This is a genomic window from Pseudoalteromonas sp. A757 (assembly GCF_004103285.1).
Taxonomy (GTDB): Bacteria; Pseudomonadota; Gammaproteobacteria; order Enterobacterales; family Alteromonadaceae; genus Pseudoalteromonas; species Pseudoalteromonas galatheae.
Genome location: NZ_QNQN01000060.1, coordinates 57,350 through 81,231, shown reverse-complemented (window position 1 = coordinate 81,231; position 23,882 = coordinate 57,350). Strand labels below are relative to the sequence as shown.

At 41.8% G+C, this 23,882-nt stretch carries 22 protein-coding genes; 17 read left to right on the top strand and 5 right to left on the bottom strand.

What is annotated here, in order from left to right; all coding sequences use genetic code 11:
* Positions 1-37: 37 nt before the first annotated feature.
* Positions 38-649, top strand: coding sequence for a hypothetical protein (locus DRB05_RS05525; protein ID WP_128726036.1), 612 nt, complete (start codon positions 38-40; stop codon positions 647-649).
* 46 nt (positions 650-695) lie between these two features.
* Here DRB05_RS05525 and DRB05_RS05520 read toward each other — a convergent pair whose 3' ends face one another.
* The 3 genes from DRB05_RS05520 to DRB05_RS05510 form a co-directional block, all read right to left on the bottom strand.
* On the bottom strand, positions 696-2,936 hold the full coding sequence (locus tag DRB05_RS05520; RefSeq protein ID WP_240036212.1) for a CocE/NonD family hydrolase: 2,241 nt from the start codon (positions 2,934-2,936) through the stop codon (positions 696-698).
* A gap of 1,082 nt (positions 2,937-4,018) precedes the next feature.
* Positions 4,019-4,309 (bottom strand): hypothetical protein, encoded by a 291-nt coding sequence (locus tag DRB05_RS05515; protein ID WP_128726035.1) that lies wholly within the window; start codon positions 4,307-4,309, stop codon positions 4,019-4,021.
* A gap of 334 nt (positions 4,310-4,643) precedes the next feature.
* The gene (locus tag DRB05_RS05510) at positions 4,644-6,704 is read right to left on the bottom strand and encodes an alpha/beta fold hydrolase (RefSeq protein WP_128726034.1); all 2,061 of its coding nucleotides are present in this window, start codon (positions 6,702-6,704) and stop codon (positions 4,644-4,646) included.
* Positions 6,705-6,839: 135 nt separating this feature from the next.
* On the opposite strand from DRB05_RS05510, the gene DRB05_RS05505 reads away from it, so the two are divergent.
* From DRB05_RS05505 to DRB05_RS22915, 4 genes are all read left to right on the top strand, one after another.
* Complete coding sequence (locus DRB05_RS05505; RefSeq protein ID WP_128726033.1) at positions 6,840-7,355, top strand: hypothetical protein; 516 nt, start codon at positions 6,840-6,842, stop codon at positions 7,353-7,355.
* A gap of 2 nt (positions 7,356-7,357) precedes the next feature.
* Positions 7,358-7,561, top strand: a complete 204-nt coding sequence (locus tag DRB05_RS05500; RefSeq protein ID WP_128726032.1) for a helix-turn-helix transcriptional regulator — start codon at positions 7,358-7,360, stop codon at positions 7,559-7,561.
* 279 nt (positions 7,562-7,840) lie between these two features.
* Complete coding sequence (locus DRB05_RS22920; RefSeq protein WP_345789000.1) at positions 7,841-8,110, top strand: transposase; 270 nt, start codon at positions 7,841-7,843, stop codon at positions 8,108-8,110.
* Entirely contained in the window at positions 8,077-8,274 is a 198-nt protein-coding gene (locus tag DRB05_RS22915; protein ID WP_345788999.1) for a transposase, read from the top strand. The genes DRB05_RS22920 and DRB05_RS22915 overlap by 34 nt, the downstream gene beginning before the upstream one ends.
* Positions 8,275-8,451: 177 nt before the next feature.
* Here DRB05_RS22915 and msrA read toward each other — a convergent pair whose 3' ends face one another.
* A complete protein-coding gene (gene msrA / locus DRB05_RS05490; RefSeq protein ID WP_128726064.1) occupies positions 8,452-9,705 on the bottom strand; it encodes a peptide-methionine (S)-S-oxide reductase MsrA in 1,254 nt (417 codons plus the stop codon).
* Between the two features lie 218 nt (positions 9,706-9,923).
* Here msrA and DRB05_RS05485 point away from each other — a divergent pair, with 218 nt between their 5' ends.
* The 8 genes from DRB05_RS05485 to asnB all read left to right on the top strand — a co-directional run bounded on the left by DRB05_RS05485 (position 9,924) and on the right by asnB (position 18,837).
* Entirely contained in the window at positions 9,924-11,234 is a 1,311-nt protein-coding gene (locus DRB05_RS05485) for an MFS transporter (RefSeq protein WP_128726031.1), read from the top strand.
* Between the two features lie 86 nt (positions 11,235-11,320).
* A complete protein-coding gene (locus DRB05_RS05480) occupies positions 11,321-12,835 on the top strand; it encodes a leucyl aminopeptidase (RefSeq protein WP_128726030.1) in 1,515 nt (504 codons plus the stop codon).
* A gap of 140 nt (positions 12,836-12,975) precedes the next feature.
* Positions 12,976-13,626 (top strand): 5-oxoprolinase subunit PxpB, encoded by a 651-nt coding sequence (gene pxpB, locus DRB05_RS05475; RefSeq protein WP_128726029.1) that lies wholly within the window; start codon positions 12,976-12,978, stop codon positions 13,624-13,626.
* Positions 13,620-14,558 carry a biotin-dependent carboxyltransferase family protein gene (locus DRB05_RS05470; protein WP_128726028.1) on the top strand — a complete coding sequence of 313 codons (939 nt, stop codon included), beginning with the start codon at positions 13,620-13,622 and terminating at the stop codon, positions 14,556-14,558. The genes pxpB and DRB05_RS05470 overlap by 7 nt, the downstream gene beginning before the upstream one ends.
* The gene (locus DRB05_RS05465) at positions 14,551-15,309 is read left to right on the top strand and encodes a DUF969 domain-containing protein (RefSeq protein WP_128726027.1); all 759 of its coding nucleotides are present in this window, start codon (positions 14,551-14,553) and stop codon (positions 15,307-15,309) included. Before DRB05_RS05470 ends, DRB05_RS05465 begins: the two co-directional genes overlap by 8 nt.
* On the top strand, positions 15,306-16,316 hold the full coding sequence (locus DRB05_RS05460; RefSeq protein ID WP_128726026.1) for a DUF979 domain-containing protein: 1,011 nt from the start codon (positions 15,306-15,308) through the stop codon (positions 16,314-16,316). Before DRB05_RS05465 ends, DRB05_RS05460 begins: the two co-directional genes overlap by 4 nt.
* Complete coding sequence (gene pcp / locus DRB05_RS05455) at positions 16,316-16,978, top strand: pyroglutamyl-peptidase I (RefSeq protein ID WP_128726025.1); 663 nt, start codon at positions 16,316-16,318, stop codon at positions 16,976-16,978. The genes DRB05_RS05460 and pcp overlap by 1 nt, the downstream gene beginning before the upstream one ends.
* A 188-nt stretch (positions 16,979-17,166) precedes the next feature.
* Complete coding sequence (asnB, locus tag DRB05_RS05450) at positions 17,167-18,837, top strand: asparagine synthase B (protein WP_128726024.1); 1,671 nt, start codon at positions 17,167-17,169, stop codon at positions 18,835-18,837.
* 51 nt (positions 18,838-18,888) lie between these two features.
* Here the strand turns inward: asnB and pssA are convergent, their stop codons facing one another.
* Complete coding sequence (pssA, locus tag DRB05_RS05445; protein ID WP_128726023.1) at positions 18,889-20,214, bottom strand: CDP-diacylglycerol--serine O-phosphatidyltransferase; 1,326 nt, start codon at positions 20,212-20,214, stop codon at positions 18,889-18,891.
* Positions 20,215-20,500: 286 nt separating this feature from the next.
* Here pssA and trxB point away from each other — a divergent pair, with 286 nt between their 5' ends.
* The 4 genes from trxB to infA all read left to right on the top strand — a co-directional run bounded on the left by trxB (position 20,501) and on the right by infA (position 23,509).
* Entirely contained in the window at positions 20,501-21,454 is a 954-nt protein-coding gene (gene trxB / locus DRB05_RS05440; protein ID WP_017217521.1) for a thioredoxin-disulfide reductase, read from the top strand.
* An 89-nt stretch (positions 21,455-21,543) separates the two neighbouring features.
* Positions 21,544-22,260: a leucyl/phenylalanyl-tRNA--protein transferase gene (gene aat, locus DRB05_RS05435; RefSeq protein WP_128726022.1), complete on the top strand. Its 717-nt coding sequence runs from the start codon at positions 21,544-21,546 to the stop codon at positions 22,258-22,260.
* Positions 22,253-22,984, top strand: a complete 732-nt coding sequence (locus DRB05_RS05430; RefSeq protein WP_128726021.1) for an arginyltransferase — start codon at positions 22,253-22,255, stop codon at positions 22,982-22,984. The genes aat and DRB05_RS05430 overlap by 8 nt, the downstream gene beginning before the upstream one ends.
* 306 nt (positions 22,985-23,290) lie before the next feature.
* A complete protein-coding gene (infA, locus tag DRB05_RS05425) occupies positions 23,291-23,509 on the top strand; it encodes a translation initiation factor IF-1 (RefSeq protein ID WP_002962494.1) in 219 nt (72 codons plus the stop codon).
* Positions 23,510-23,882: the final 373 nt, after the last annotated feature.

Below are 23,882 nucleotides of genomic sequence, written 5' to 3'. Positions count from 1 at the left end.
GTAAGGCAATCATAAAAAAGTACGTCAAGGAAGAAAAATGACAAAACGCATAAACATACTCAAATTAGCACTCGTCTCAGCTATATTGATATTCTTTTCAGGTGGTTGTTCAACCTACCATGAAGTTACTAAAACTAGCCACTATACAGATAAGATTTCAACCTTTCTAAAAACGGAAGATGGCAAACACATTATCTTTGTAGGCAGAGATCATCACTATATACTGCGCACAGATCCCACATTGGCCAAATTACTTGGTGGTCCGTTTCAGGCATACATCTCTCTTGAAAAAAGTAACTTTCACATTAGTTCATTGCGAGGCGTGGAGGGCACTGTTGATATAAAATTAAGTCCAAGAGCACCAAGCGAAATAAGAGCTAAATCGAAAATTTATGGTTTTAAATCTGGCCGTGTTTCTGTAAAGCTGGTTGGTGACAGGTATGACAATGGCGAACTCGACTTTACGCACTTCGAAAAATTTAGTTATCCGCTCGCAATTAATTTTGATGTTGAAAAGAGTTTTTCTGAGAAAGCCTCCAAAGCGTTAACCACACCTCTTAAAGCCGCAGCAGAAGGTGTCTACATCTTACTCGCAGTTCCTGTCATCGCAATCATATGTCTCGGTGAAGAAAGGTGCTTCAAGCACTAGATGATAAAGAAGTAGTGCAACTCAATGTTGCACTACTCTGCTTATATCAACGAACAATAGGTACATTTATAAAGCTGTTTATATACCATTTCACCTCTAATGGTGTTTTAGCGTCACTAATATTTTCATCACTCACATCCTTTCCTGTCCCATAGTTAATTTGTGCATAAGGGTTTTTATTCACGTTTAACGTGACCATTAACCGACTGCCCTTGCGCAACTTTTTACTTATAAACCGAGTTCTGTTAAACGCAATAGACTCAACTTTCCCAGGAGTTAGCAAGACTCTGTTGGTAATATCTTTCGCAAAACTAGCCCTACCAAGATAATAGGATAAATGAAATAGCTGACCATCAGGCATCACCTCATAGAGCACAACGCCAACATCCATATCCCTTTTATTGATACTTGCTTTAATTTCGCCACTAAAATTACCAGAGACCTCCACACTTTCTTTGAATGGTTTACTAATAAAAGTATATCCACTCGCAATATCAGGCTTTTTACCGATAATTGGATAAGGATAGTAATCATTATTGGTTGTCGTTCTATCTGCAAAGTTTACTTCTTGAGTTAAGAATACTTTATCATCTGGTTTTTCCGAGACCAGTTCATATTTATCGTTAACTTTCTGATTACTAAGATATAAAGTTAAAGTTTCCGTGCTTAGAGCCGAGAGAGATGGTGCATGTTTCCACTTATTGGCGCCCATAACTTGATAATTTATTTTATCTTTAACTAAGTCAGGTTTGTCAGCGCCATAAAAAACATGATCCATCCACTGATAGGTCACTTCAGCAGTATCAAATTGTGCCACAGGATCTATTTTGTATCCCCGTAGTGACTCAGATTTTTTTGATGCCTGAGCACCAAAGTGATCATAAGGACCAATTAACAAATAGTGCTCTGCATTAGGTTTATACTTATAGTGATCTCTAAGGAAGTTGATAGCTGATTTTTGCCCATCATCATAATATCCGGTGATAGTTAAAACAGGTATGTTAATCTTAGAAAACTCGCCTTTGTAAGGTAGCATGTTTCGCCAATATTCATCATAACTTGGATGCATCAACCATTTTTGATACCACTTATTTGGCAAACCATCGATGCTATCTACTTGGCGATATGCTTTGCCACTTTTAAACCACTTATCGTTGAGAGATCCCCAACGCTCACGATCAGCATAAATCTCTTTATCTAGTGTTTTGTTATTTGTTGTGTAAAAAGCCCAAGCGTAATTAACCAGCAAAAATATGTTGTTTTCAACAGGTAAGCCATTCCCCGGATTGTTAGCAACATAAGGGACAATGGTTTTTAATGCAGGGTGGGTATATTTGGCAGCGGCCCATTGAGTGAAGCCATCATAACTGCCGCCAAACATACCTACTCGTCCATCAACCCAAGTCTGCTTACTCAGCCAATCGATAACGGTGTTAGCATCTTGTCCGTCGTATTCATAAGGTACAGGAGTTTGTGGACTGTAGGCTTTACCTCTGGTGTAAGCAACCATGCCAACGTATCCGTGCGCTGCTGACGCTCTCGCTCTACCAAGGTCTTTATTTTTATTTACGTAAATAGTGAAGTTCAGCAAAGCTGGCAATGCTTTTTTAGCCGTTTTAGAGCGAACTAAGATTGCGGAAATATGCGCCCCGTCAGGTGTCTTTATTAAAACCTTGTCGTCAATAATATAGCGTTTGCTATCATCTTCAGAAATTAAGCTAGAGATGATAGGTTGCCAAAGTTCAGCGCCTTTGGATTCTTGATAGTGCTTGATCAAGATGATCGCATCCGAGAGTGAAATGCTGCTCTGCCCTGCGTGTGTATTTAATACACTTCTTAGCGCTTCATGTGGTGTAAACCTGTCATTATGAAAATAATTGATAACTTTACTAGCGTCGACATTGTCTAGTTCAGCAAAAATATCTCTAAATGAAGCAGAAAAGGCCTGCTCCTCGGTAAGGTTAGATTGATGACTAAGGAGCTTTGCCTGTGCAACAATCCTAAGAGGAAGTTCTTCTATTTGACTATCATCGATATTTTTCTTTTTAATCTGCTTAAGTATGCTACTTGCGTCTTCGTATTGCTGTGCAGCTAACTGCAAATTGAGTAAAGTATTTAAATTGACTTTCGGTGTAGACGCAACATATGCAGCTAAGCTCGATTTCGCGAGTTCTGTTATTGCAACTCGTTGGATCTCTCCTTCATCTCTTATCTCGCTGGGTAATACAAGATTTTTTGAGTAGGCCGATACACTCAGCAACATACTCAGCAAAACGCTAATAATCACTCTCAAAACTTCACTTTCCTTTTATTTGTTAATTTTATTACCAGTTTTCTGTTGGCCCAGCTCTAGATTAAACTGGCCCTCTTAATATGTTGAAGGCCAACTGGACCATCGAAGTATTTTTCATTTTTGTCTTCAAATCCACCTGTTAGGTAACGAGCAATTACTGAAGGGCTTCTACTAGGGCCTGTTGACCTTTGCTGTTTGATTTTTGTTCTCCTGAGTGTGTTTTGATCGCGACGCTCGACTTGCCGCCTAGTAATCTAAGCAAAAGTTGAGCAACAATGAACAAAGCGCACTCATGGGAACCCAAAGGGCAGCGCTTGATTGGCATTTCTACTGTGTTGCCCCACAAGGATGTGGGGTAAGGTGACTTTGCAGGAGCACAAAGTCTTTATCGCCTAACTTACATAGAATAACTATGCTACGTAGGCTCTGCCTTGTATGAATACTAATCAAACTGCTGCAAAAACAAACTTGAAAGATCAACAAGCCCTAGTTACGGTTAAATACATTGACTCAAATCTAGGAAAACCAGCCCACTGTAAACGGGACTAATGTGCTTACAGCTAATATCCTCCAGACCTTGTCAATGCCTATCTATTACAAATGTCCTTAAGTTCAAACCGTTTTTTGGACAAACCGGATATGTGTTCAAGTATGCAATATCAAATTTAAAATAACCGATAATGTCATTAGCCGGCTCCATGAGATGCAAATGGATTGACGCTCTTTGCTCTTCTAATAAATGACTCAACGGTACCGGCATTCTGCAAGACGCATTCACTTCACTGTTTCTTCACAAATTGCAGTGAATAGCACCAAGGTCATCACGACTAAATCCTTCGTCGTGTATGAAAGTTATACCATAGCATAACATTCCTCTCCGTTCCCAATAAAGAAACGGATGATTTAACAGCAATCACAAGCAAATTAAACGTAGGATATGTACAGCGCGTGGAAATTCCCCTTGCATATTTTGACTATAAGCGTTGACGAACACCAATTAAATATCTATAAAAATCAAAATATTAATTATTACGACATCAACAGTGACTAAAGTTGGAGGGCAGAAGCCAACGCATTTAGTTTTTTGATTGGTGTTTTTCGATACTCCGAGCAATTGCTGCGGCTCGGCGTTTGCACATCGCTTTCTCTTCGCCGTACAAATCAGCACACCGAGCTGTACTTTGGACTCCCTTAATACGTTTAATAATCTCAGCATCATATTCGGCCCCATTTGCAATAAGTGAAGGACTTTTTACTGTTCCTGACGCAGGAGTAAAAAGCGCTAAACTCATGCCGAGTAAAGTACAGCCGTTTAATAAAGCAGAACCCAACAATATCAAGCAAACAAGCACGTTTCTGTATTTCATAAAATCCTTTGAATTTAGGTCGACTAATATGTACATATTAGGCTGAGCCTAAAGTACTTCACAATTAAACGAAAGTAAAAATGTGTACTTTCATAAGCGAAGTAAATTAACAAATTCAATAATTTTTACTAACTAGCTTGAACTCAGGGTAAGATATGAGTTAATCAACTAAAATACCTAAGCTCAACAGATGTAATATCACGCTAGCCAAAAGTTATTTTTTAATACCAGACAAATTTGTGCGTCAATAGCTGGCCTATTGCAAACAAATTTGACGCAGTAGTAAGGGATAAAAGCTACAAGAAAACAAGTTATTATCCCGAGTTCACGGTATTTAAAGGGTGCTAACATCTACCGTCAATGTGGCTAGATGATTGGCTAAATCAGGATCATCGCTGTCAGACTTTGTTCCACCTAAATGTATTGCGAAAAAGCGTTCCATGGCGATGATGGAAGCTAGTTTATTATTGTGTTGAATAAAACCATGCCCTTCATTTTTCGCTAAGATGTATTCAACAGGAAGTTGAGCATTGAATAATGCTTTGGCTATTAATTCAGACTGTTCCTGTGGCACTCTTGGATCATTTGCTCCTTGAATTAACATAATTGGCGCTTTAATGTTGTCGATAAAGTTGATGGGAGAGCGTGCGGCCATGTCCTTTCTATCAGCCTCAATTGCCGGATCACCAATTGCAGCGTAGAAGTTACCTAAATATGGTCTATATGCCTCAGGGAATGACGCCATAAATACATTAAGATCAGAAGGCCCTACATATGAAATAACGGCTTTATATAAATCTGGTGTAAACGTCGCTCCCGCTAATGCAGCAAAACCACCATACGACGCTCCCATAATACCAACACGATTTTTATCTGTGATGCCTTGAGCAATAAGATAATGCACGCCATCAGTAATATCTTGCTGCATTGAACCTATGCCCCATTGTTTGTTACCTGCGCTAGTAAAATGTTTACCAAACCCTGTTGAGCCTCTGAAATTAGGTTGTAGAACGGCATAACCTCTGTTGGCAAAGTAATGTGCAATAGGAACAAAGTAACCACTGCTAAATTCCCACTTATCTCTTACCCAAGGGCCGCCATGTGGCAATACAATTGTGGGAAGTGTGGTGTTAGCATATTTAGGCAATGTTAAATATGCTTGGATTTTTGTACCATCTGTTGCTGTATAGTTGATTGACTGTCTTGTGCCTAGCAGCTCAGGGTCAAACGAAGGTTCTGAATTTAGCAGGCCAATAAGCTGATCAGTATTTGGGTTAAATACAAATTGTTCGTCTGGCTTATTGGCATACTTTGTGGTGATATGCCAATGTCCAGTTTTACCTTCTATTTGTTCAACATGTATGTCTGCGTCTGTTCCGAAATGTGAAGTAATACGAGATAGTATAGATGCTGCACTTTCAGTGAGCGGGTAGTTTCTTAGCCTCGAATCATAATATGCCGCGATAAGAGGTTGTCCATCATCTTGTAAAATAACATGATATAAGTCTGAGTTATTGAGCGGATCACTATGTAGCGTGTGTAATATATTTGTACCGAGATCAAGCTCAATAAGTTCTTGCTTATCTCGCCCTTGAATGCTGCCTGACAGTACTGCGGTGTGCTTTGACTCGTTATAGCCAATAACTTCAACTTGTTCACCAGGTTGTGTGCGCAAAACCTGTTGCCATGATTGCTCTTCTTTTTTGTATAAAGTCATAGAGCTATCATTGTTTAAAACGACACCCACCATAATTTCTCCAGCGCGATTCAGTATCGCCTTGCTAAATTTCAGCTCATTGGGATCGATCAGTGTCATAGTTTGGGTTTTTGTGTCTAGCTGGTACAGGCTGTATGTATCACTTTGTAGCAGGTTTGCAAATACAGCCAGCTTGTTTGAATTATCGTGGAGCTGCTTTGCAAGAATGTAATTTACATCTTCTTTGTTCGTTAGGTTTTTAATTCTTATACTATTTTTAAGATTATTAGGATTGAACTGAAGCGTGAAGATTTGTTTGTTTTCATTGCCCTCGTGATCTTTGCTGAATATGATCTCATTCGTGTGATAAGACCATACGAAATTATCAACAGAATCTGTTAGGTAGGTGATTGGTTTAGCATCAGAGAGATTCCCCCCTTTGCGTACTAGATGAATATTATTCGCACCATTGTGCGGTTGAAGAAATGCAATCCATTCACCATCAGGTGATAGCGATACACTTTCCATTGTTTGCTCACTAAATAGATCTTTTAGCGCGATTAACTGAGTTTGCGTTTGAGCAACGGTATGTGTGGTTTTTTGTGTAAATGAACCAACTTGGCAACCACTTAGGGATAGCCCAGCAAGGACAAGTGAGCTGATAATTGTCGTTTTTACTTTTATTAAATTGTATTTCATATTAGCTACTCCATTTTTCTGTAATTATCATTACATGATTTTTAATTATTGTAAAACGATAATTCATTGTTGTTTTTTGATGTTTTTTTTCTGTGTGGTATAGTACACCCTGTGCATGAGAAATGAGGAGCTGACATGTCTATCACTTTGGATATGATTCAAAGAAGAAGTAAATTTATCCGCGTGGGAGTACTATCTACTACAGCGATAGTACTGATATTTCTGGCCTACGAGTTGGTATTCAATCATCGTGTCGGTTACTATGACAATGCTCTGTTTGATGAGTTATGGCAGTCTGATAAGGTTAATAATGTTGGTCTGTTTCTAGCTACGACTCCAATATTGTTCCTTGCATTGGCGGGGGTCCATTTCATTACTCGATTGCTAAAGTATTTTGAGCAAGGACACTTTTTTACTCGAGAGTGTTTGTCTTGCTTTATCTATTTCATCATTACTGAAGTGTTGTCGATATTTTTCGTCAGTGCACTGAGCGTTATCTTTGCATACTGGCATGATGCTTACTTTGAGCACACAACCCTTGTCCTGTCATTACAATTTGGTGAGTTGGTTACGCTTAGTATCTTAGCGACCGTTGCTTATCTGCTGCGCGCAGCGCAAGAGATCAGTGATGAAAACAAGGAGTTTATTTAGCGATGGAAATTGTTGTGAACTTAGATGTAGTCATGGCCATGAGAAAGGTCTCATCCAAAGAGCTGGCAAAAGAAATCGGCATCACAGAAGCGAACTTATCGCTGTTAAAGCGCGGTAAAGTCAAAGGCGTTAGGTTTGAAACACTAGCCCAAATTTGCAATTATTTGGACTGCCAACCGGGCGATATTCTGGAGTTTAAACCTTAACCTGTTTATGTGTTTGCATTCGCTGTTTTGAATACCAGCATACTAAGTGCATCTAGCTAAATGGATAAGTAAATAACTCCAGCTCGGGATAAGAATTTAAAAGCAAGGTCAAATAAAAAGAGAAAGTGCATACCAGATGAGTATTGCTGAAATAATGACTATCATCACTCTATTTTATATGTCAAATCAGCGCGATTTTAAAAACTTTTATAAAGGCTACCTCGTGCGGTTACTCCCCTTTCAAGTTTTTTAAAAACCCTAAAATCAACAGATAATGATATTTGCTTCATTGACTCAACGAGTATCAAAGTTTGTCATAATTCGAGAATACCAAGACACAAAACGTTTGCAGGTATGGCTGAGCGGAGTCGAGGAACGATGGGATGGTATTTTGGATTCAAACTACACATAGTTATCAATCATAAAGGTAAAATAATTGCCGTCAAAGTGACACCTGCAAATAAGCATGATATAGCGCCTGTCGAAGAACTTATTCAAAATCTAACCGACGCTTTATATGGAGACAATGGTATACCAGTAGTAAGTTAAAGCAGTCACTATCGGAAGGGGGACTCAAACTGGTCATCAATGTGCGCAGTAATATGAAGACCAGAGCTATTTCTGCGTGGCGCAAGGTTATGATGCTATCAAAGCGCTTTATTATTGAAACCGTGAATGGCCAGCTAAAGAATATTTGTCAGTTAGAGCATTAAAGACATAGAAGCTTGTATGGGATGATATTAACAGTCTTAGGTGCGCTGATTGCATACAGCCATAAAGAAAAAAAGCCATCAATTTCTGTTGATGAACAGATGGCTTAAACCGATCTCGGGTTAATTAACTGTTGTTGAATCCCAGTGTTGAAATAAAGGCAGCTTTAGGCGTAATACCTAAAGCGCCTCTCTCGCTTTAAACTCAAGTACTTGGGCATTGATACAATAGCGGTCTTGACCTTTTGGCCCTTCATTTTTAAATACATGACCTAAATGAATACCACTGCTTTTTGAGCGTATTTCGGTTCTTACCATTCCATGGCTTAAATCTTTGTGATAGGTCACGCTGCCTTTTACTGGGTGGGTAAACGACAGCCACCCAGTGCCTGAGTTAAACCTATCTCGGGTATCGAAAAGAGCTTTACCACTCAATTTATCAATAAATACACCATCTGGTGTGTTTTTAAAGATATCGTATTGCTTGCAAAATGGTCGTTCTGTGCCTTTTTGAAAGGCAATGTCAAAGGCTTCCGAGCGGCCCAGCTTAAAAGCACCGAGTGCCTTGTAAAACTCTTCTCTCACCATAAAGCCTTGAAAGCCAAGGGACTCAACACCATCTTCAATAAATAAGATCGTTGGCGTTGCCCAAGTCGCGGTTTTTATCATTAGTCCTTCGAGTTGATCTGCATAGCGAAAATGAAGTGGAATATCACCTTGATAGTCATTTAACACCTCTTTTTTTAACTTTTCGCAGTAAGGGCAATAGCTCTTAGCGTCTACAATAACAATATGCTTACCTTGGACTAGCGCAGTGTTATCAGTTTTATCTTTCACCACCTTATCAAAAGTCACTCCCGTGCTGTGATCTGGGCAATATCCATTAGGATTCTTGGCTAAATAGTTTTGATGATACTCTTCCGCTGGATAAAATTTTCTAAGTGCCTTAATTGTGGTTTGAATATCGCCATAACCTTGCTCAGATAATAAATGTTGATACTGCGCTTTTAATAAGTGAGCTTTGTCACTTTGCTGATCGTCAGTATAGAGAATGATCGAGCGATACTGCGTTCCAACATCGTTACCTTGACGGTTTTTTTGGGTTGGATCATGACTTTCAAAGTAGTATTTTAGCAGCGCATCGGTGGTGATAAGATTTGCATTGTAAGTTACCTTAACCACCTCTGCATAGTTATCTTCATCGAAACGTCGACTCGGTTTAATGATTTCTCTATAACTTGGCTTAAACCCTTTACCGTCCGCATAGCCCGACTCAGCATCTATCACGCCCGTCATTTTTTCATAGCGCTTTTCAGGACCCCAGAAACAACCTGAGCCCAACACTAACGTTTTAATATGATTACTTGCGCCATCGACTTTAGGCTTCGGCATATCTGTACCCGCGATCGCAGACAAGCCTACTCCTAACATCATGATAAGCCCTATCGACGCGGCTACCTGTAATGTTTTCATCGTTACTCTCTCAATGCTGTATGTCGCAACAAGTAAGCATTCCACTTTATACTTGTTGACTTAATATGATTTATTGCGTATTGAATGAGACCGTCGAAGGTTAATTATCATTTCATACAAAGTCGTTCATGATAGTGAAACCGTATTGTCCGCGACACAATAAAAGTAAAGGAATAAATGTGAGTAAAATAAGTGAGAATATCTATCAAAAGCTAACCAATGACGATGAGGCGCGTGCCTGTAGAGCAATTGATGATAAGGCATGTAGAGAAGTTCCTGGTAACTACGTGCTTATTTTATTGAGCCAGCTTTTTAGCAAATTGGGAGATGCTTTGCTCAATCCTAAAATCACGTTACCTTGGCTGATGCAATCACTCGGTGCTCCCGCTTATTTGATATCGGCTCTCGTTCCCATTCGTGAATCAGGCTCACTGATCCCACAATTATTTATCGGCCAATGGGTGCGCAAGCATGCGAAACGTAAACTCCTATGGTCTCTCGGCGCACTTATTCAAGCTACTTGTGTACTACTTATGGCATTACTTGCATGGAACCAAACTGAAAATCAATTCTACGCTTGGTTAGTACTTGGATTACTGGCAATTTTTAGCATCGCTCGCAGCTTAAGCTCGGTGTCATCAAAAGATGTCATCGGTAAAACTATCCCCAAACAAAAGCGCGGCCAGCTTAGCGGCCAAGCTGCCTCTGTCAGTGGACTTATAACCGTTACATTTGGTGTTGGACTTTTTATCGCTGCCACTCAAGTAAACAACATCAACTTTGTGGTCACACTAATACTAGCTGCAATCTTTTGGCTGATTGGCGCGTTAACGTTCTCAAAAATTAAAGAATATGAAGGCGCAACCGAAGGTGGTGAAAACGGATTAGAGAAAGTAAAACAAGATTTCGCGCTGTTAAAAACCGATCCGATACTTAAAAAGTTTATTCTAGCTCGTGGTTTGCTGTTAAGTTCTGCGCTTATTCCGCCTTATTTCACGGTAATAGCACAACAGAATATCGGCAACGGTGCATGGGTGTTGGCCGTTTTATTAGCAGTGTCCGGACTTGCCAGTTTAGTCAGTGGCGCTTTTTGGGGTCGCCTTGCCGATCAATCAAGTAAACACGTGATGATGTATGGAGCAACAATCACCGTTGCTATCACTGCAGTACTACTAACAACATCTTTATTTTATTCTTCGCTGCTCGAAAAGATGTGGTTTATTCCGCTTTGCTATTTTGTCATTGCTATCGCCCACCAAGGCGTGCGTGTGGGTCGAAAAACCTACGTGGTCGATATGGCAGAAGGAAACAAGCGCACCAGTTACGTCACGCTCAGTAACACAATTATTGGCATTGTACTTTTATTAACAAGTGCTCTTGGTGTCGTTGCCTCGGTATTTTCAATTAATGTGTTACTTACACTCTACATTATGATCACGATATTAGGCATCGTGCTGACAAGTCGCTTACCTAATGTCACTGAACGGTAAAACCTGTTACTTCACCGACAAATTGTGTCTAAATTTCTCCAAATGAGGTAAAAACGCCACAATTTTAGTTATCTGAGGATAAAATTATGTCATTGACTACGCGTTTTTCTGCTTTAGCGCTGGCGGTTGCCAGTATGACTTCTGCAAATGCCGCTGACTTTGAGTTCAATACCAAGCTTGCAGACGCTGATGCACTAGTAATTTTTCAAGCTGGTGAAAACCAAAGTAACCTAAAGTTCCTAGATAAAGACACTCGTAAACAGTTGGAGCGCGCAATTGCTGCTGAAGACTTTAATGGCGCGTATGGCAAAACAGTTGAAGTATTAGCACCTGTAGACTCTGATTATAAGCGTATCTTCATTGTTGGTTTAGGTGACGCAGGCGAACTCAACGCCAGCAAAATGACCAAACTTGGTGGTAACCTACACGCTAAATTCGAAGGTAAAAAGCTGGAGAATGTTGCAGTTGCATTCGAAGGCGTTGAAGGAGCGCTTTCAAATGCAGAACTGGCAGCACAATTTGCACACGGTGCAAACCTTCGTGACCACACCTTCGAAGTATACAAAAAAGAGCCAAACACTTTTAACGTAAGCTATCACTTCGACGTTGCCGATAAACAAGCAACACAGGCTCAGTATAAAGCACTGCAACACATTCAAGCTGGCGTGTTTTTAGCACGTGACTTGACCTCTGAAGTCGCAACAGAAATGACCCCGGTTGACTTTGCAAAAGCGGCAAAAGAACTTGAACAATATGGCGTTGAAGTAAAAGTACTAGCACCAGCTGAACTCAAAGAACTTGGTATGGGTGCGCTTGAGGGCGTTGGCCGTGGTAGTGAACACGGCTCTCGCTTAGTTGTTGCACATTATAAAGGTAACAGCGAGACACCAATTGCCCTGATCGGTAAAGGTATTACTTTTGATTCGGGTGGTTATAGCATCAAAACCGGCGCTTCGATCGCACGCATGAAATCTGACATGGCAGGTGCGGCTGCCGTGCTTGGTACAGTAAAAGCAATGGCGCTAAGCAAAGCAGACGTAAACGTGGTAGCAGTCATGGGTATGGCGGCAAATATGGTGTCTCAGTATGCAATTGCGCCGGGTGATGTGCTACGTACTGCAGAAGGTATTAGCGTAGAGGTTGTAAACACAGATGCTGAAGGTCGTTTGGTGCTGTCTGATGCAATGTGGTACGCACGTAAACATTACAGCCCTGAGATCATGATTGACGTCGCGACATTAACTGGCTCTAAAATTCGTGCTGTTGGTAACGAGTATTCAGCAATTTTCTCTGAAGATGATAGCTTAATTACAGAATTTACCAACGCCGGTAAAGTTGTGAACGAGAACGTATGGCGTCTACCACTTGGCTATAAGGACAAACTAAAATCTGACATCGCCGATTTCCAAAACGTAGGTTCTGGTGGTCCTGGTGCAACAACTGCTGCGACTTTCCTACAACAATTTGCAGGTGACACCCGTTGGGTTCATATCGATATTGCAGGTAACGCACTTTCAAGCTCCGCTAAAGACGAAGTTCCAACCGGTGGTACAGGCTATGGCGTTCGCCTTCTAAGTCAATGGCTATTAACTGCTAAATAAATCCTCAGATTTGAAGCCGTGTTTAGGCACGGCTTTTTTAACGGCAACAAAACGGCAACTTGTAGCAATAATTTCGTTTCAATTGCGAGGTGTGTTATAAGAAACATAACGTTTACCAAAGCAACCAATTGTTATTGTCTATGTCTGATGTGAGTTGTTATTTATTAGGTGAGCAAGCAATTGTTGTAAATGCAACGTGTTTGCCTAAAAGCAAAAGTCCAATTAATCAACGATTGTTCGCCCTCAAGAAATGGCTAGATAGTAGCGGTGATTTTGTTGATGTGGTGCCTGCCAAATCTTCCGTTACTGCCTATTTAAAAGACCCCCGCAAAGCCGATGCCTGGCAAAACAAAATCCAAGCACATTGGCAAGACCTAGAAGTAGCAGAGGTAAAGCCAACACACCATCATATTGAGGTGTTTTATGGTAAAGAATTCGGACAAGATTTTGAACGCATAGCGGACGAATTACAACTGACGCCAAAACAGCTTATAGAGCTGCACTCAAGCGTTGATTATCAAGTGCAATTTATTGGCTTCTTACCTGGTTTTGCTTACTTGTCAGGGTTACCTACCGCACTTCAACTACCCAGAAAATCCACACCAATTACCAAGGTCCCCAAAGGCAGTATTGCCATCGCAGACAGCTACAGTGCAATTTACCCGAGTCAATCTCCTGGTGGCTGGCATTTGCTTGGACAAACCAACACTACCCTATTTGACCCAAATTCTGCATCAGCAAGCTTGCTGCAACCGGGTGATATCGTGCGTTTTGTGGAGAAATCATGCTAGAAGTTATTAAATCTGGGCCACTTTCAACTATTCAAGACATTGGTCGCCAAGGACTTCGCCACTTAGGAGTAAGTCAAGCAGGTGTCATTGACCCTGTTGCGCTTAAACTTGCAAATACACTCTTGTCAAATAACGACGATACTGCAGCTATTGAAGTGACCATTGGCTTATGCGAATTTCTCTTCCATGCCCCCACTAACTTTGTTATCGCAGGGGCAGATCTCAATGCTGCTTTAAATGACGAAGCAGTATACCCTTGCTGGCGCTACAGTGCTAAGGCCGGAGATAAGCTGACATTTAAGCAAAATCGCGACGGTTTACGCGCGTATTTGGTGGTCGAAGGTGGATTTACCAACATAGACAAGCTGCTTGGGAGTTATTCAACCGACCTCATGGCTGGCTTTGGGGGAATAAACGGCCGAGCTCTTAAGCAAGGGGACAAACTGAGCTACACGCCGAGCACAGCTAAAAGCTCCGTGGGTGGCCTGCAGCCCAGCTATGAAAAGCTCATTCATTTTATCCCAGGCCCACACCTCGAGATAATTTCCAACCAGACACTGAGTGTATTAAACGACACTATTTGGAAAGTAAATCCAAGCAGTAATCGTATGGGTATTCGCCTAAGTGGCCATAGCAGCCTTGTGCATGCACATAATATTGCAACCCAAGCCGTCCACCCTGGCGTTATTCAGCTGCCCCCCAGTGGCGAGCCCATTATCCTATTGAATGACTGCCAAACTACAGGCGGTTATCCAATAATTGGCTCTATTATTCGAGCCGATATGCGCCATTTGAGCCAATTGGGCGCGGGCGATTGTATCCATTTAAAATCAACATCCGTTACAGATGCGGCGAAGGAATCTCACCGAGTACAGGCGCATCTCAATCAGCTAAAATTAGCGCTTAAAAATAAAGAACAACAAAATGACTGAGCTAAATCTCCTTCCCCTTTCTGGCATTGCCGTGATTGTCATTGGCTTTGCTCTGAGGTTTAATCCCTTATTGGTTGTCACCTCCGCTGGCCTAGTTACTGGTTTTGCCGTTGGGATCGACTTTGTCGACTTAATTGCCACCTTTGGCGAAAAGTTTATGAACTCTCGCCAGCTTGCAAGCTTTTTACTTATCTTACCCGTGATTGCAATTTTAGAACGTTACGGCTTACAGCAACGCGCTAAAGCTTGGGTTGCGGGCATAAAAGGGGCAACCACTTCTCGAATTTTAAGTATGTATTTTGTAGTCCGTGAGTGCTCCGCAGCGTTGGGATTAATCAATTTAGCGGGTCAAGCACAAACCGTTAGACCACTGCTCGCTCCGATGGCGATAGGCGCTGCGGCAAACCAATACGGCGACCTGCCACAAGATGTAAAAGATATGATAGGCGCACATGCTGCAGCCTGCGATAACATTGCCGTGTTCTTTGGCGAGGATATTTTTATCGCCTTTGGTGCTGTACTACTCATGGATGCTTTTTTAAAAGAAAACGGCATTGCCGGAATTGAACCGCTGCATATCGGACTTTGGGCAATACCAACTGCAATTGCCGCGCTCATTGTTCATCTCTTCCGTTTAGCACGATTTGAAGCAAAAATTCGAGCAGAAATTGCGCGCTGTCAGCAGCAACTAAGCGAAGAAGAGCAAACACCTAGCAACACAGATTCGGCGCTTAAGGAGGAGTCATTATGAACTTAATGAACACTTCTGACGCGCAATCTAGTCTACTTTCAATTGACAATATCTATTTATTGATTGGTTTTATCGTGATGTTTCTGGTGGTAAAAACGCTACAGGATAAGGCACACCCTAAGCGTCTCACTACGGCACTTTTTTGGTTCTTATTTGGCTCTGTTTTTATCTTTGGTGATGCTTCTATCGCATTGATTGGTGAGCGAAATACTTATTTATGGATCGGCATCAACGTGGTGATCATCGCACTGCTTGCGGGTATGAATATGGTTTCTATGGGAAATTATGACATGCCGTGCGAACGAGCCAAAACAGAAGATGCAAATCGGTTTGGTAATAAATTGTTTGTTCCTGCTGTACTTATTCCAATCGTTACTGTTATCTGTACTATCATCTTAAGTGAGATCCAGCTCGGCGATTTTTATCTATTCGATCAGGAGCACGTAACGCTTTCAGCACTGACACTCGCTTGCACCATCGCATTGCTGGTGAGCTGGAGAATAACCAAAGGCAGTCCATTACAAGCACTTTCTGAGTCTCGTCGCTTAGTTGATTCAATAGGCTGGGCAGCAATATTGCCACAGATGCTAGCAATGCTTGGCGGTGTATTTATCGTCGCAAACACTGGCACTGCTATCCAAGACTTAGTGACATTGTTTATTTCGCCAGATAACCGCTTTATGCTCGTTGTGCTGTATTGTGTTGGCATGGCACTATTTACCATGATTATGGGAAACGCTTTTGCCGCATTTCCAGTAATGACGGCAGGTATTGCACTGCCATTTTTGATCCAAGGACATGGCGCTGATCCTGCGCCGCTCGTCGCGATTGGCATGTACTCAGGTTACTGTGGAACACTAATGACACCGATGGCCGCTAACTTCAACATTGTGCCAGCGGCACTGTTAGATTTAAAAGATAAGTACCAAGTCATTAAAGTGCAAATACCAACCGCTATAACGTTATTGGTGATTAATATTTTTCTTATGTACGGAGTCGTTTTTTAATGTCCAGTTACAGTAAACCTTGTGTCCTAGTGACTGGGTTCACCCCATTTGGTGGTGAGTCCATCAACCCCTCATGGCAATTAGCGCAGTTGTTAGAGGGGGAAACCGTTGAAGGCCACCTGATCCACACGAAAGAGTTACCTTGTGAATTTGACAAAAGTATTGAGTCTTTAACGCAAGCGATAGATAAGTATCACCCAAGCATCGTGATCTGTGTGGGCCAGGCAGGTGGACGCTGTGATATCTCTATCGAACGTGTCGCTATCAACGTCAACGATGCCAGAATAGCCGACAACGCAGGAAACCAGCCGATAGACACACCAGTCGTTACACATGGTCCCGATGCATATTTTGCCTCTTTACCAATAAAAAGTATGCTAAGTAGTGCACTTCAAGCGGGGATCCCTGCAAGCATTTCTAATACGGCAGGCACTTACGTATGCAACCATGTGATGTATGGATTACTGCACTATCTTAGTACACATGACTTAGCGTGCCGTGGTGGCTTTGTGCATATCCCATACTTACCCTCCCAAGCAGCGCACCACCCTGGTGCACCCAGTATGGACATTGACACCCTAGTTAAAGGAATAAAAATCCTATTAACCAGCGCCATTACACAAAAGCAAGATATCAAGCTTGTCGCTGGGACGACACACTAATAAGCGACGCCCCAAAATGGTGCAAAACTGCACCATTTCATCTCACAAAAAATTCACATTTTCTCTATTTCATTGTGTGACTTATCAAATTATTTTTGGTAGAACTTAAACTATCTCATGGTAACTATGCGTCCGTGAGCAATAATAATTTGTTGATATTATCAACACATCAATAGGAATGAGGAAATATGTGTTCAATTTTCGGCGTACTTGACATCAAGACCGATCCCCTTGCACTTCGCGAGCAAGCCATCGAAATGTCAAAAAAACTAAGACACCGTGGCCCCGACTGGTCAGGGGTATATTCAAGTGAAAAAGCCATTTTAGTTCATGAGCGTTTGGCAATTGTTGGCGTTTCTAGCGGCGCACAACCATTATTTAACCCTGAAAAAACACATATTTTGGCGGTGAATGGTGAAATTTATAATCATAAAGAGCTTGCAAAAGCACTGACCGTTCCATTTGACTTTCAAACAGAGTCAGACTGTGAAGTGATCTTGGCACTATACAAGCAAAAAGGCCCTGAGTTTTTAGATGATCTTAATGGAATTTTCGCATTTTGTTTGTACGATGAAACGGAAGATGCCTTTTTAATTGGTCGAGACCACATCGGTATTATTCCACTTTACACTGGCCGTGATCAAAGCGGTAACCTCTATGTCGCAAGCGAAATGAAGGCGCTCACGCCCATTTGTACGCAAATTGAAGAGTTTCCTCCCGGCCATTATTGGTATTCAAAAGAAGGTGGCCCAAGAGAATATTACCAACGCGACTGGCAAGCGTTTAGTGCTGTAAAAGACAATGAGGCAAATCCCGAAGCAGTTAAAGACGGGCTAGAAGCCGCAGTAAAGCGCCAATTGATGTGCGATGTGCCCTATGGCGTATTGCTGTCTGGTGGTCTAGATTCTTCTGTGATTTCCGCTATCACACAAAAGTTTGCTGCAAAGCGTATCGAAGATGATGATGCTTCCGATGCTTGGTGGCCAAAACTTCACTCCTTTTCCATTGGTTTGGAAGGCTCTCCCGATCTCGCTGCAGCACAAAAAGTAGCGGATAGAATCGGCACAATTCACCATCCTATTCACTTTACCGTACAACAAGGGATCGATGCCCTTAAAGAAGTGGTCTATCACCTAGAGACCTACGATGTCACAACCATTCGCGCTTCTACTCCTATGTACCTTATGGCACGCTACATTAAAGCAATGGGCATTAAAATGGTGCTATCGGGTGAAGGGGCTGATGAACTATTTGGCGGCTATTTGTATTTCCACAAAGCACCAAATGCTGAGGAGTTTCACAACGAGCTAAACCGAAAGGTCTCGAAGCTCCATATGTTTGATTGCTTACGTGCAAATAAGTCGATGGCAGCTTGGGGGGTTGAAGCACGTGTTCCCTTCTTAGATAAAGAATTTGTCGATATAGCCATGCGTACCAACCCAGACTACAAAATGTGTAGAGATGGCCGTATCGAAAAACACATTATCCGTGAGGCGTTTGATGGCTATTTACCTGATGACGTATTGTGGCGCCAAAAAGAGCAATTTTCTGATGGCGTAGGTTATAGCTGGATCGATTCACTAAAAGAGTATGTCAGTCAGCAAGTGAGCGATTCAGATCTTGAAAACGCCCACTACCGCTATCCAATCAATACACCAGATAGCAAAGAAGCCTATTATTATCGCACCATTTTTGAGTCGCATTTCCCGGGAGAAGCGGCAGCTAAGTGTGTTCCTTACGGCAAGTCTGTGGCCTGTTCAACACCCGAAGCGCTTGCTTGGGACGAGTCGTTCCAGCGTAATGCCGATCCATCAGGTCGCGCAGCAAGCTCACACAACGAAGCGTATAATCAAAAATAAGAAAGTAAAAAAGGGACGTTCGTCCCTTTTTTAAAATTATCAGTGCTTGCGTTAAATAAAACGCTTAATAATAAAGTCGACTTTCACACGCTTAGCCTGACCAAGGAGTTTTTTCACAGGTGCTGGGTAATCCCCCAACGTTTCGAGGTCATCGTGGCTTTCAATGCGACGGCAATGTTTTAAGATCTCTTGCTTTTCTAACTCGATTTGAGGCAACAATGCTTTGTCAGGATCTTCGATTAGAATGCCATTTTCAATATCTAACCCCCACGCCCTTGGGTTGAGGTTATGACCACTCATTAAATGCGTATCGCCATCTTTGCTCACTCCTTTCAAGTGGAACGAGTTGTTGCCATCTTGCCACAGATATACATCCAACAATCCGGCAGTGATGAAGCGGCGTTGCGATTTGATAAATTTATACAAAATGGTTTCGTACAAATAAGGAAGCGCACCAATTCGGCTAAATGGCTGTTCTGGACTGATATAGAAATCATTCGCCGTTTTATCCCCCACCACTATTGTCACCTTCTTACCAGTTTTCAGTAATCGACGTAACGAACGAAGTAGAGGAGCCGGAAAATTGAAGTAAGGTGTGTAAAGAACTAACTCTTGTTCTGTGGTATCGAAAAGCGCCTTAATAAGGCGGTTTAGCTTATTAGTTCTACGTCCAAACCCTAAATATGGACGAACTGTTAAACCATCCCGACTGTTCGCCTTTGAAATATCATAACTGGCCTTTTTCAACTGTTTCATCAGCTGCTTTTGCGCAGTGCGAATGTCAAGTAAAGTAGGTAATGGGCGAATGTCGAGTCTAGGTACTGCGTCGGACGCTATCAATACTTGATCGGTAAAGTGGCAAAAGCTATCCGCAAGCTGCACTTGTTTAATCACAAAATAGCGGTCTAGGCGGTATTTTTCATCATGATGCAAGTAGACATTATTTAAACTAGCACCGCTATAAAGCAGGATATCGTCAATAACAAAGCCTTTTAAATGCAACACGCCAAAAAGCTCTTTTGCTTTTACCGGTACACCGTACACTTCAACTTGAGTACCTAGCTGCTCTTTTAAATCACAATATAGCTTGGCATTGCCTTCTGACTTTTCAGCGCCAATGAGGCCCCGTTGCGCACGGTGAAAATCCACCAACACTTTTACCGTTAAGTCTGGATTTTGCTGCGCAGCCTCGTGCAATGCGTGCAATATCTCGCGACCCGCCTCATCATCTTGTAAGTAAAGTGCGGTGATGTAAATACGCGTTTTTGCCTGTGAAATAAGTTGTAAAAGCGTCTGATGATATTGCTTAGCATCAGTTAACACCTCACAATCTTGTGCACTTAACCCAAAGCCTGGGGTATTCTGCCAAAATGCCATATGTACCTTTTCAATTAGGCTATCAACTATTGATAGCAAAACAAAATTCTCTAAAACATACCAAAAAAAAAACCTGAGGTCATGAAATACTGCCGTTTTTTGCCAGTACTGAACAAGATTGCTTAATGTGTAGTCGATTTAGAACAAAACAGTACAAATTTTTTGACAACTTGCCAATTTACACCAAATCAGATTACGGTTTTTTATTTACTTCCCTATTGAATTACATAGAATCGAACAAACTTTTGCTTAATAGCATTTTTTAGAATTGAGTTAGGAAAATTACATGAGCGATGCAAAACACTGCAAACTGTTGATTTTAGGTTCGGGTCCTGCGGGCTACACTGCCGCGGTATACGCAGCACGAGCAAATTTAAACCCAGTATTAATCACAGGTATGCAGCAAGGTGGTCAGCTGACTACAACCACTGAAGTCGAGAACTGGCCTGGTGATGCACATGGTTTAACGGGTCCAGCGCTTATGGACCGTATGAAAGAACATGCAGAACGCTTTGAAACTGAGATCATTTTCGATCACATCAACAAAGTTGACGTGACGAAGCGCCCGTTCACGCTCACTGGCGATCAAGGTACTTATACTTGTGATGCGTTAATCATCGCAACAGGTGCATCAGCTAAATACCTTGGTCTTGAGTCTGAAACAGCGTTCCAAGGTCGCGGCGTATCTGCTTGTGCGACTTGCGATGGATTCTTCTATCGTGGTCAAAAGGTTGCGGTTGTTGGTGGTGGTAATACCGCGGTTGAAGAAGCACTTTATCTATCAAACATCGCAGAAGAAGTACATGTTATTCACCGCCGCGACTCTTTCCGCAGTGAGAAAATTCTTGCTGATCGCCTAATGGATAAAGCAGCGAATGGTAATGTTGTGTTACACCTAAACCGCACACTTGATGAAGTGCTAGGTGATGATATGGGTGTTACTGGTATTCGTATCAAAGATACTGATTCAGAAGCGACAGAGCAGCTTGATCTTGCTGGTGTTTTCATCGCAATTGGTCACAAGCCAAACACAGATATGTTTGAGGGCCAGCTAGAGATGAAAGATGGTTATTTGGTTGTACAGTCTGGTCTAAATGGTAACGCAACACAGACTAGTGTTGAAGGTGTGTTTGCAGCAGGTGATGTGTCTGACCACATTTACCGTCAGGCAATTACCTCTGCAGGTACAGGCTGTATGGCAGCACTAGATGCAGAGCGCTTCCTAGACAGCCAAAAATAATAGATAAATGGGTCGGTCTAGGCTGGCCCTCTTCCCTCCTTGCTTTAATTTGCTATATTGAAATAAATAACAATCCTGTAGTTTGTTCAATGATCCAACAACTGTTCCACCTCGCCCACGATGACTTTCGTTTTCCGCCAAATCACTATGCCTTGTCTGAACCAGATGGACTGCTTGCCATTGGTGGTTGTTTACAAGTAGAACGTCTGAAAAACGCTTATGCCAATGGGATCTTTCCTTGGTTTAATGAGGGTGAACCAATTATGTGGTGGAGCCCAAGCGAGCGCGGCATTTTGGAGCTTAAAGATTTTCATTGTGGTAAAACGCTAAGAAAAGCCCAACGTAAACTTAATCCGACCGTCACTATCAATACTGCCTTTTCACAAGTGATTGAAGCTTGTAGAAATCAACGAATGGCGGCTGAAGGAACTTGGATCACAAATGCGATGTTGGCTGCGTATCAGCAAGCGCACACTCAGGGGTTAGCACATAGTGTGGAGATATGGGAGCGAGACAAGCTCGTTGGCGGGCTCTATGGCATCATGCAGTCTGGTGTATTTTGTGGTGAATCTATGTTCCACACTTTACCTAATACATCCAAAATGGCGATGTGGGCACTGGTAAATTGGCTCAAAGCCCATCAGGCACATTTTATTGATTGCCAACTCGAAAACCCTTATTTGACAAGTTTGGGGTTAAAAGTTGTACCAAGGCGCGAGTTTTTGACTAGACTTAAATTGGCGGATCGATTTGAGATCCCATCATCAATGTGGCAGCCTCAGGAGTTGAAAGCTATCTATGAATGAACACTTTCCTTCTAAAATCGGACTGAGCCAACAATTTAGTTGTAGTTATTTACCTGAGCAGAAGGAACAGTTACTGGTTATTCTAGACCCAAATTGTTACAGCCCAGATAGATTTGAACAATTGTTAGCATTAGGGTTTCGCCGCAGTGGAGACCAGATTTATCGTCCACACTGTCCCGCATGCTCAGCTTGTCAATCTGTAAGAGTATTAACTCAAGAATTTAAACCGAGTAGGTCTCAAAAACGCAAACGCAATAAATTAAAGCAAGATTATCAACTAATTATTAGCCATCAGGAGCGTCCTGAATACTATCCGCTATACGAAAAATATATCAGTCTACGCCACAGCGATGGCTCTATGTACCCACCTAACCGTCTCCAGTACGAAAGCTTCTTATTTTGTCGTTGGATGAACATTGTCTTTATCGAGCTATGGCACAAAGATAAGTTAATTGCAGTAGCCGTCACTGATTCAATGCCTTATTCATTGTCTGCTATTTATACCTTTTTCGATCCTGAGTATGAATCACTAAGTATCGGTACTATCATGATAATGGCTCAGCTAGAACAGGCAGCGAAACAGAATAAACCATACTTGTACTTGGGTTATCAAATCGACGAATGCAAGAAAATGCGTTACAAAACCCAATTTGTGCCAGCACAAAAACTAGTTAAAGATATTTGGCAAAATATTGATCCGGATGCTCCACAACCTTGTGCTTAGTATCTAGTTTTCCTGCATACGTTAGCTCAAATGTAGGAATACCCCCCCTTTTTAACACCACAATAATCCCATAGCGTGGACAAAAAACATGCGTTACTAGCAGGCTTTCCTATGCTAGAATGACGCCCTCGCCTATCATAAGGCTCCAGATTTTGAAATGCGTTAGGAATAGAAAGCAAAAAACTTTGGTAAAACTGGCTTAATAAACGACCAAATTAACAAAAAATCAGCTTGTAACTTTACTTATTCCCCGCTTTTGGGCAAAATCTGCATCGTTTAATTTAACCAAGAGGTGATACGCTACACATGGCGAAAGAAGACGTAATTGAAATGCAAGGCACGGTCCTTGATACGCTACCAAACACAATGTTCCGTGTTGAACTAGAAAATGGTCACGTGGTTGTTGCACATATTTCTGGAAAAATGCGCAAAAACTACATCCGTATTTTGACTGGTGACAAAGTTACTGTCGAAATGACGCCTTACGACCTATCAAAGGGACGTATTGTCTTCCGTGCTCGTTAATCTGCGTGTGTAGATTTATACTAAGTTGATGCCGTAAACTCGTTGATACCCAAGCGACCTCAGCATACTGATGTTACTTAGGTATACCAAGTTCATTCAGCAATTAGTATACACGAACGACTAGCACTGAATTTAAGCGATGGTAATACCGCATCTAATTCAGTGATAACAAAAAGCCCAGTGAAGCTGGGCTTTTTGTCGTTTAAAGCTATGTATCTAGCCCCACCATTCAAAGGGAGCACCATGGTATTCCGTGCCCGTAAATCTGCGTATGTAGATTTATACTAAGTTGATGCCGTAAACTCGTTGATACCCAAGTTCATTCAAGCAATTAGTGTACACGAACGACTAGCACTGAATTTAAGCGACGGTA

Excerpts from the sequence above, each read along its gene's own strand:
- DRB05_RS05525 (WP_128726036.1), top strand. The coding sequence starts at position 38 with ATGACAAAACGCATAAACATACTCAAATTAGCACTCGTCTCAGCTATA.
- DRB05_RS05515 (WP_128726035.1), bottom strand. The coding sequence starts at position 4,309 with ATGAAATACAGAAACGTGCTTGTTTGCTTGATATTGTTGGGTTCTGCT.
- DRB05_RS05510 (WP_128726034.1), bottom strand. The coding sequence starts at position 6,704 with ATGAAATACAATTTAATAAAAGTAAAAACGACAATTATCAGCTCACTT.
- DRB05_RS05505 (WP_128726033.1), top strand. The coding sequence starts at position 6,840 with ATGTCTATCACTTTGGATATGATTCAAAGAAGAAGTAAATTTATCCGC.
- DRB05_RS05500 (WP_128726032.1), top strand. The coding sequence starts at position 7,358 with ATGGAAATTGTTGTGAACTTAGATGTAGTCATGGCCATGAGAAAGGTC.
- msrA (WP_128726064.1), bottom strand. The coding sequence starts at position 9,705 with ATGATGTTAGGAGTAGGCTTGTCTGCGATCGCGGGTACAGATATGCCG.
- DRB05_RS05480 (WP_128726030.1), top strand. The coding sequence starts at position 11,321 with ATGTCATTGACTACGCGTTTTTCTGCTTTAGCGCTGGCGGTTGCCAGT.
- pxpB (WP_128726029.1), top strand. The coding sequence starts at position 12,976 with ATGTCTGATGTGAGTTGTTATTTATTAGGTGAGCAAGCAATTGTTGTA.
- DRB05_RS05470 (WP_128726028.1), top strand. The coding sequence starts at position 13,620 with ATGCTAGAAGTTATTAAATCTGGGCCACTTTCAACTATTCAAGACATT.
- DRB05_RS05465 (WP_128726027.1), top strand. The coding sequence starts at position 14,551 with ATGACTGAGCTAAATCTCCTTCCCCTTTCTGGCATTGCCGTGATTGTC.
- DRB05_RS05460 (WP_128726026.1), top strand. The coding sequence starts at position 15,306 with ATGAACTTAATGAACACTTCTGACGCGCAATCTAGTCTACTTTCAATT.
- pcp (WP_128726025.1), top strand. The coding sequence starts at position 16,316 with ATGTCCAGTTACAGTAAACCTTGTGTCCTAGTGACTGGGTTCACCCCA.
- asnB (WP_128726024.1), top strand. The coding sequence starts at position 17,167 with ATGTGTTCAATTTTCGGCGTACTTGACATCAAGACCGATCCCCTTGCA.
- pssA (WP_128726023.1), bottom strand. The coding sequence starts at position 20,214 with ATGGCATTTTGGCAGAATACCCCAGGCTTTGGGTTAAGTGCACAAGAT.
- trxB (WP_017217521.1), top strand. The coding sequence starts at position 20,501 with ATGAGCGATGCAAAACACTGCAAACTGTTGATTTTAGGTTCGGGTCCT.
- aat (WP_128726022.1), top strand. The coding sequence starts at position 21,544 with ATGATCCAACAACTGTTCCACCTCGCCCACGATGACTTTCGTTTTCCG.
- DRB05_RS05430 (WP_128726021.1), top strand. The coding sequence starts at position 22,253 with ATGAATGAACACTTTCCTTCTAAAATCGGACTGAGCCAACAATTTAGT.
- infA (WP_002962494.1), top strand. The coding sequence starts at position 23,291 with ATGGCGAAAGAAGACGTAATTGAAATGCAAGGCACGGTCCTTGATACG.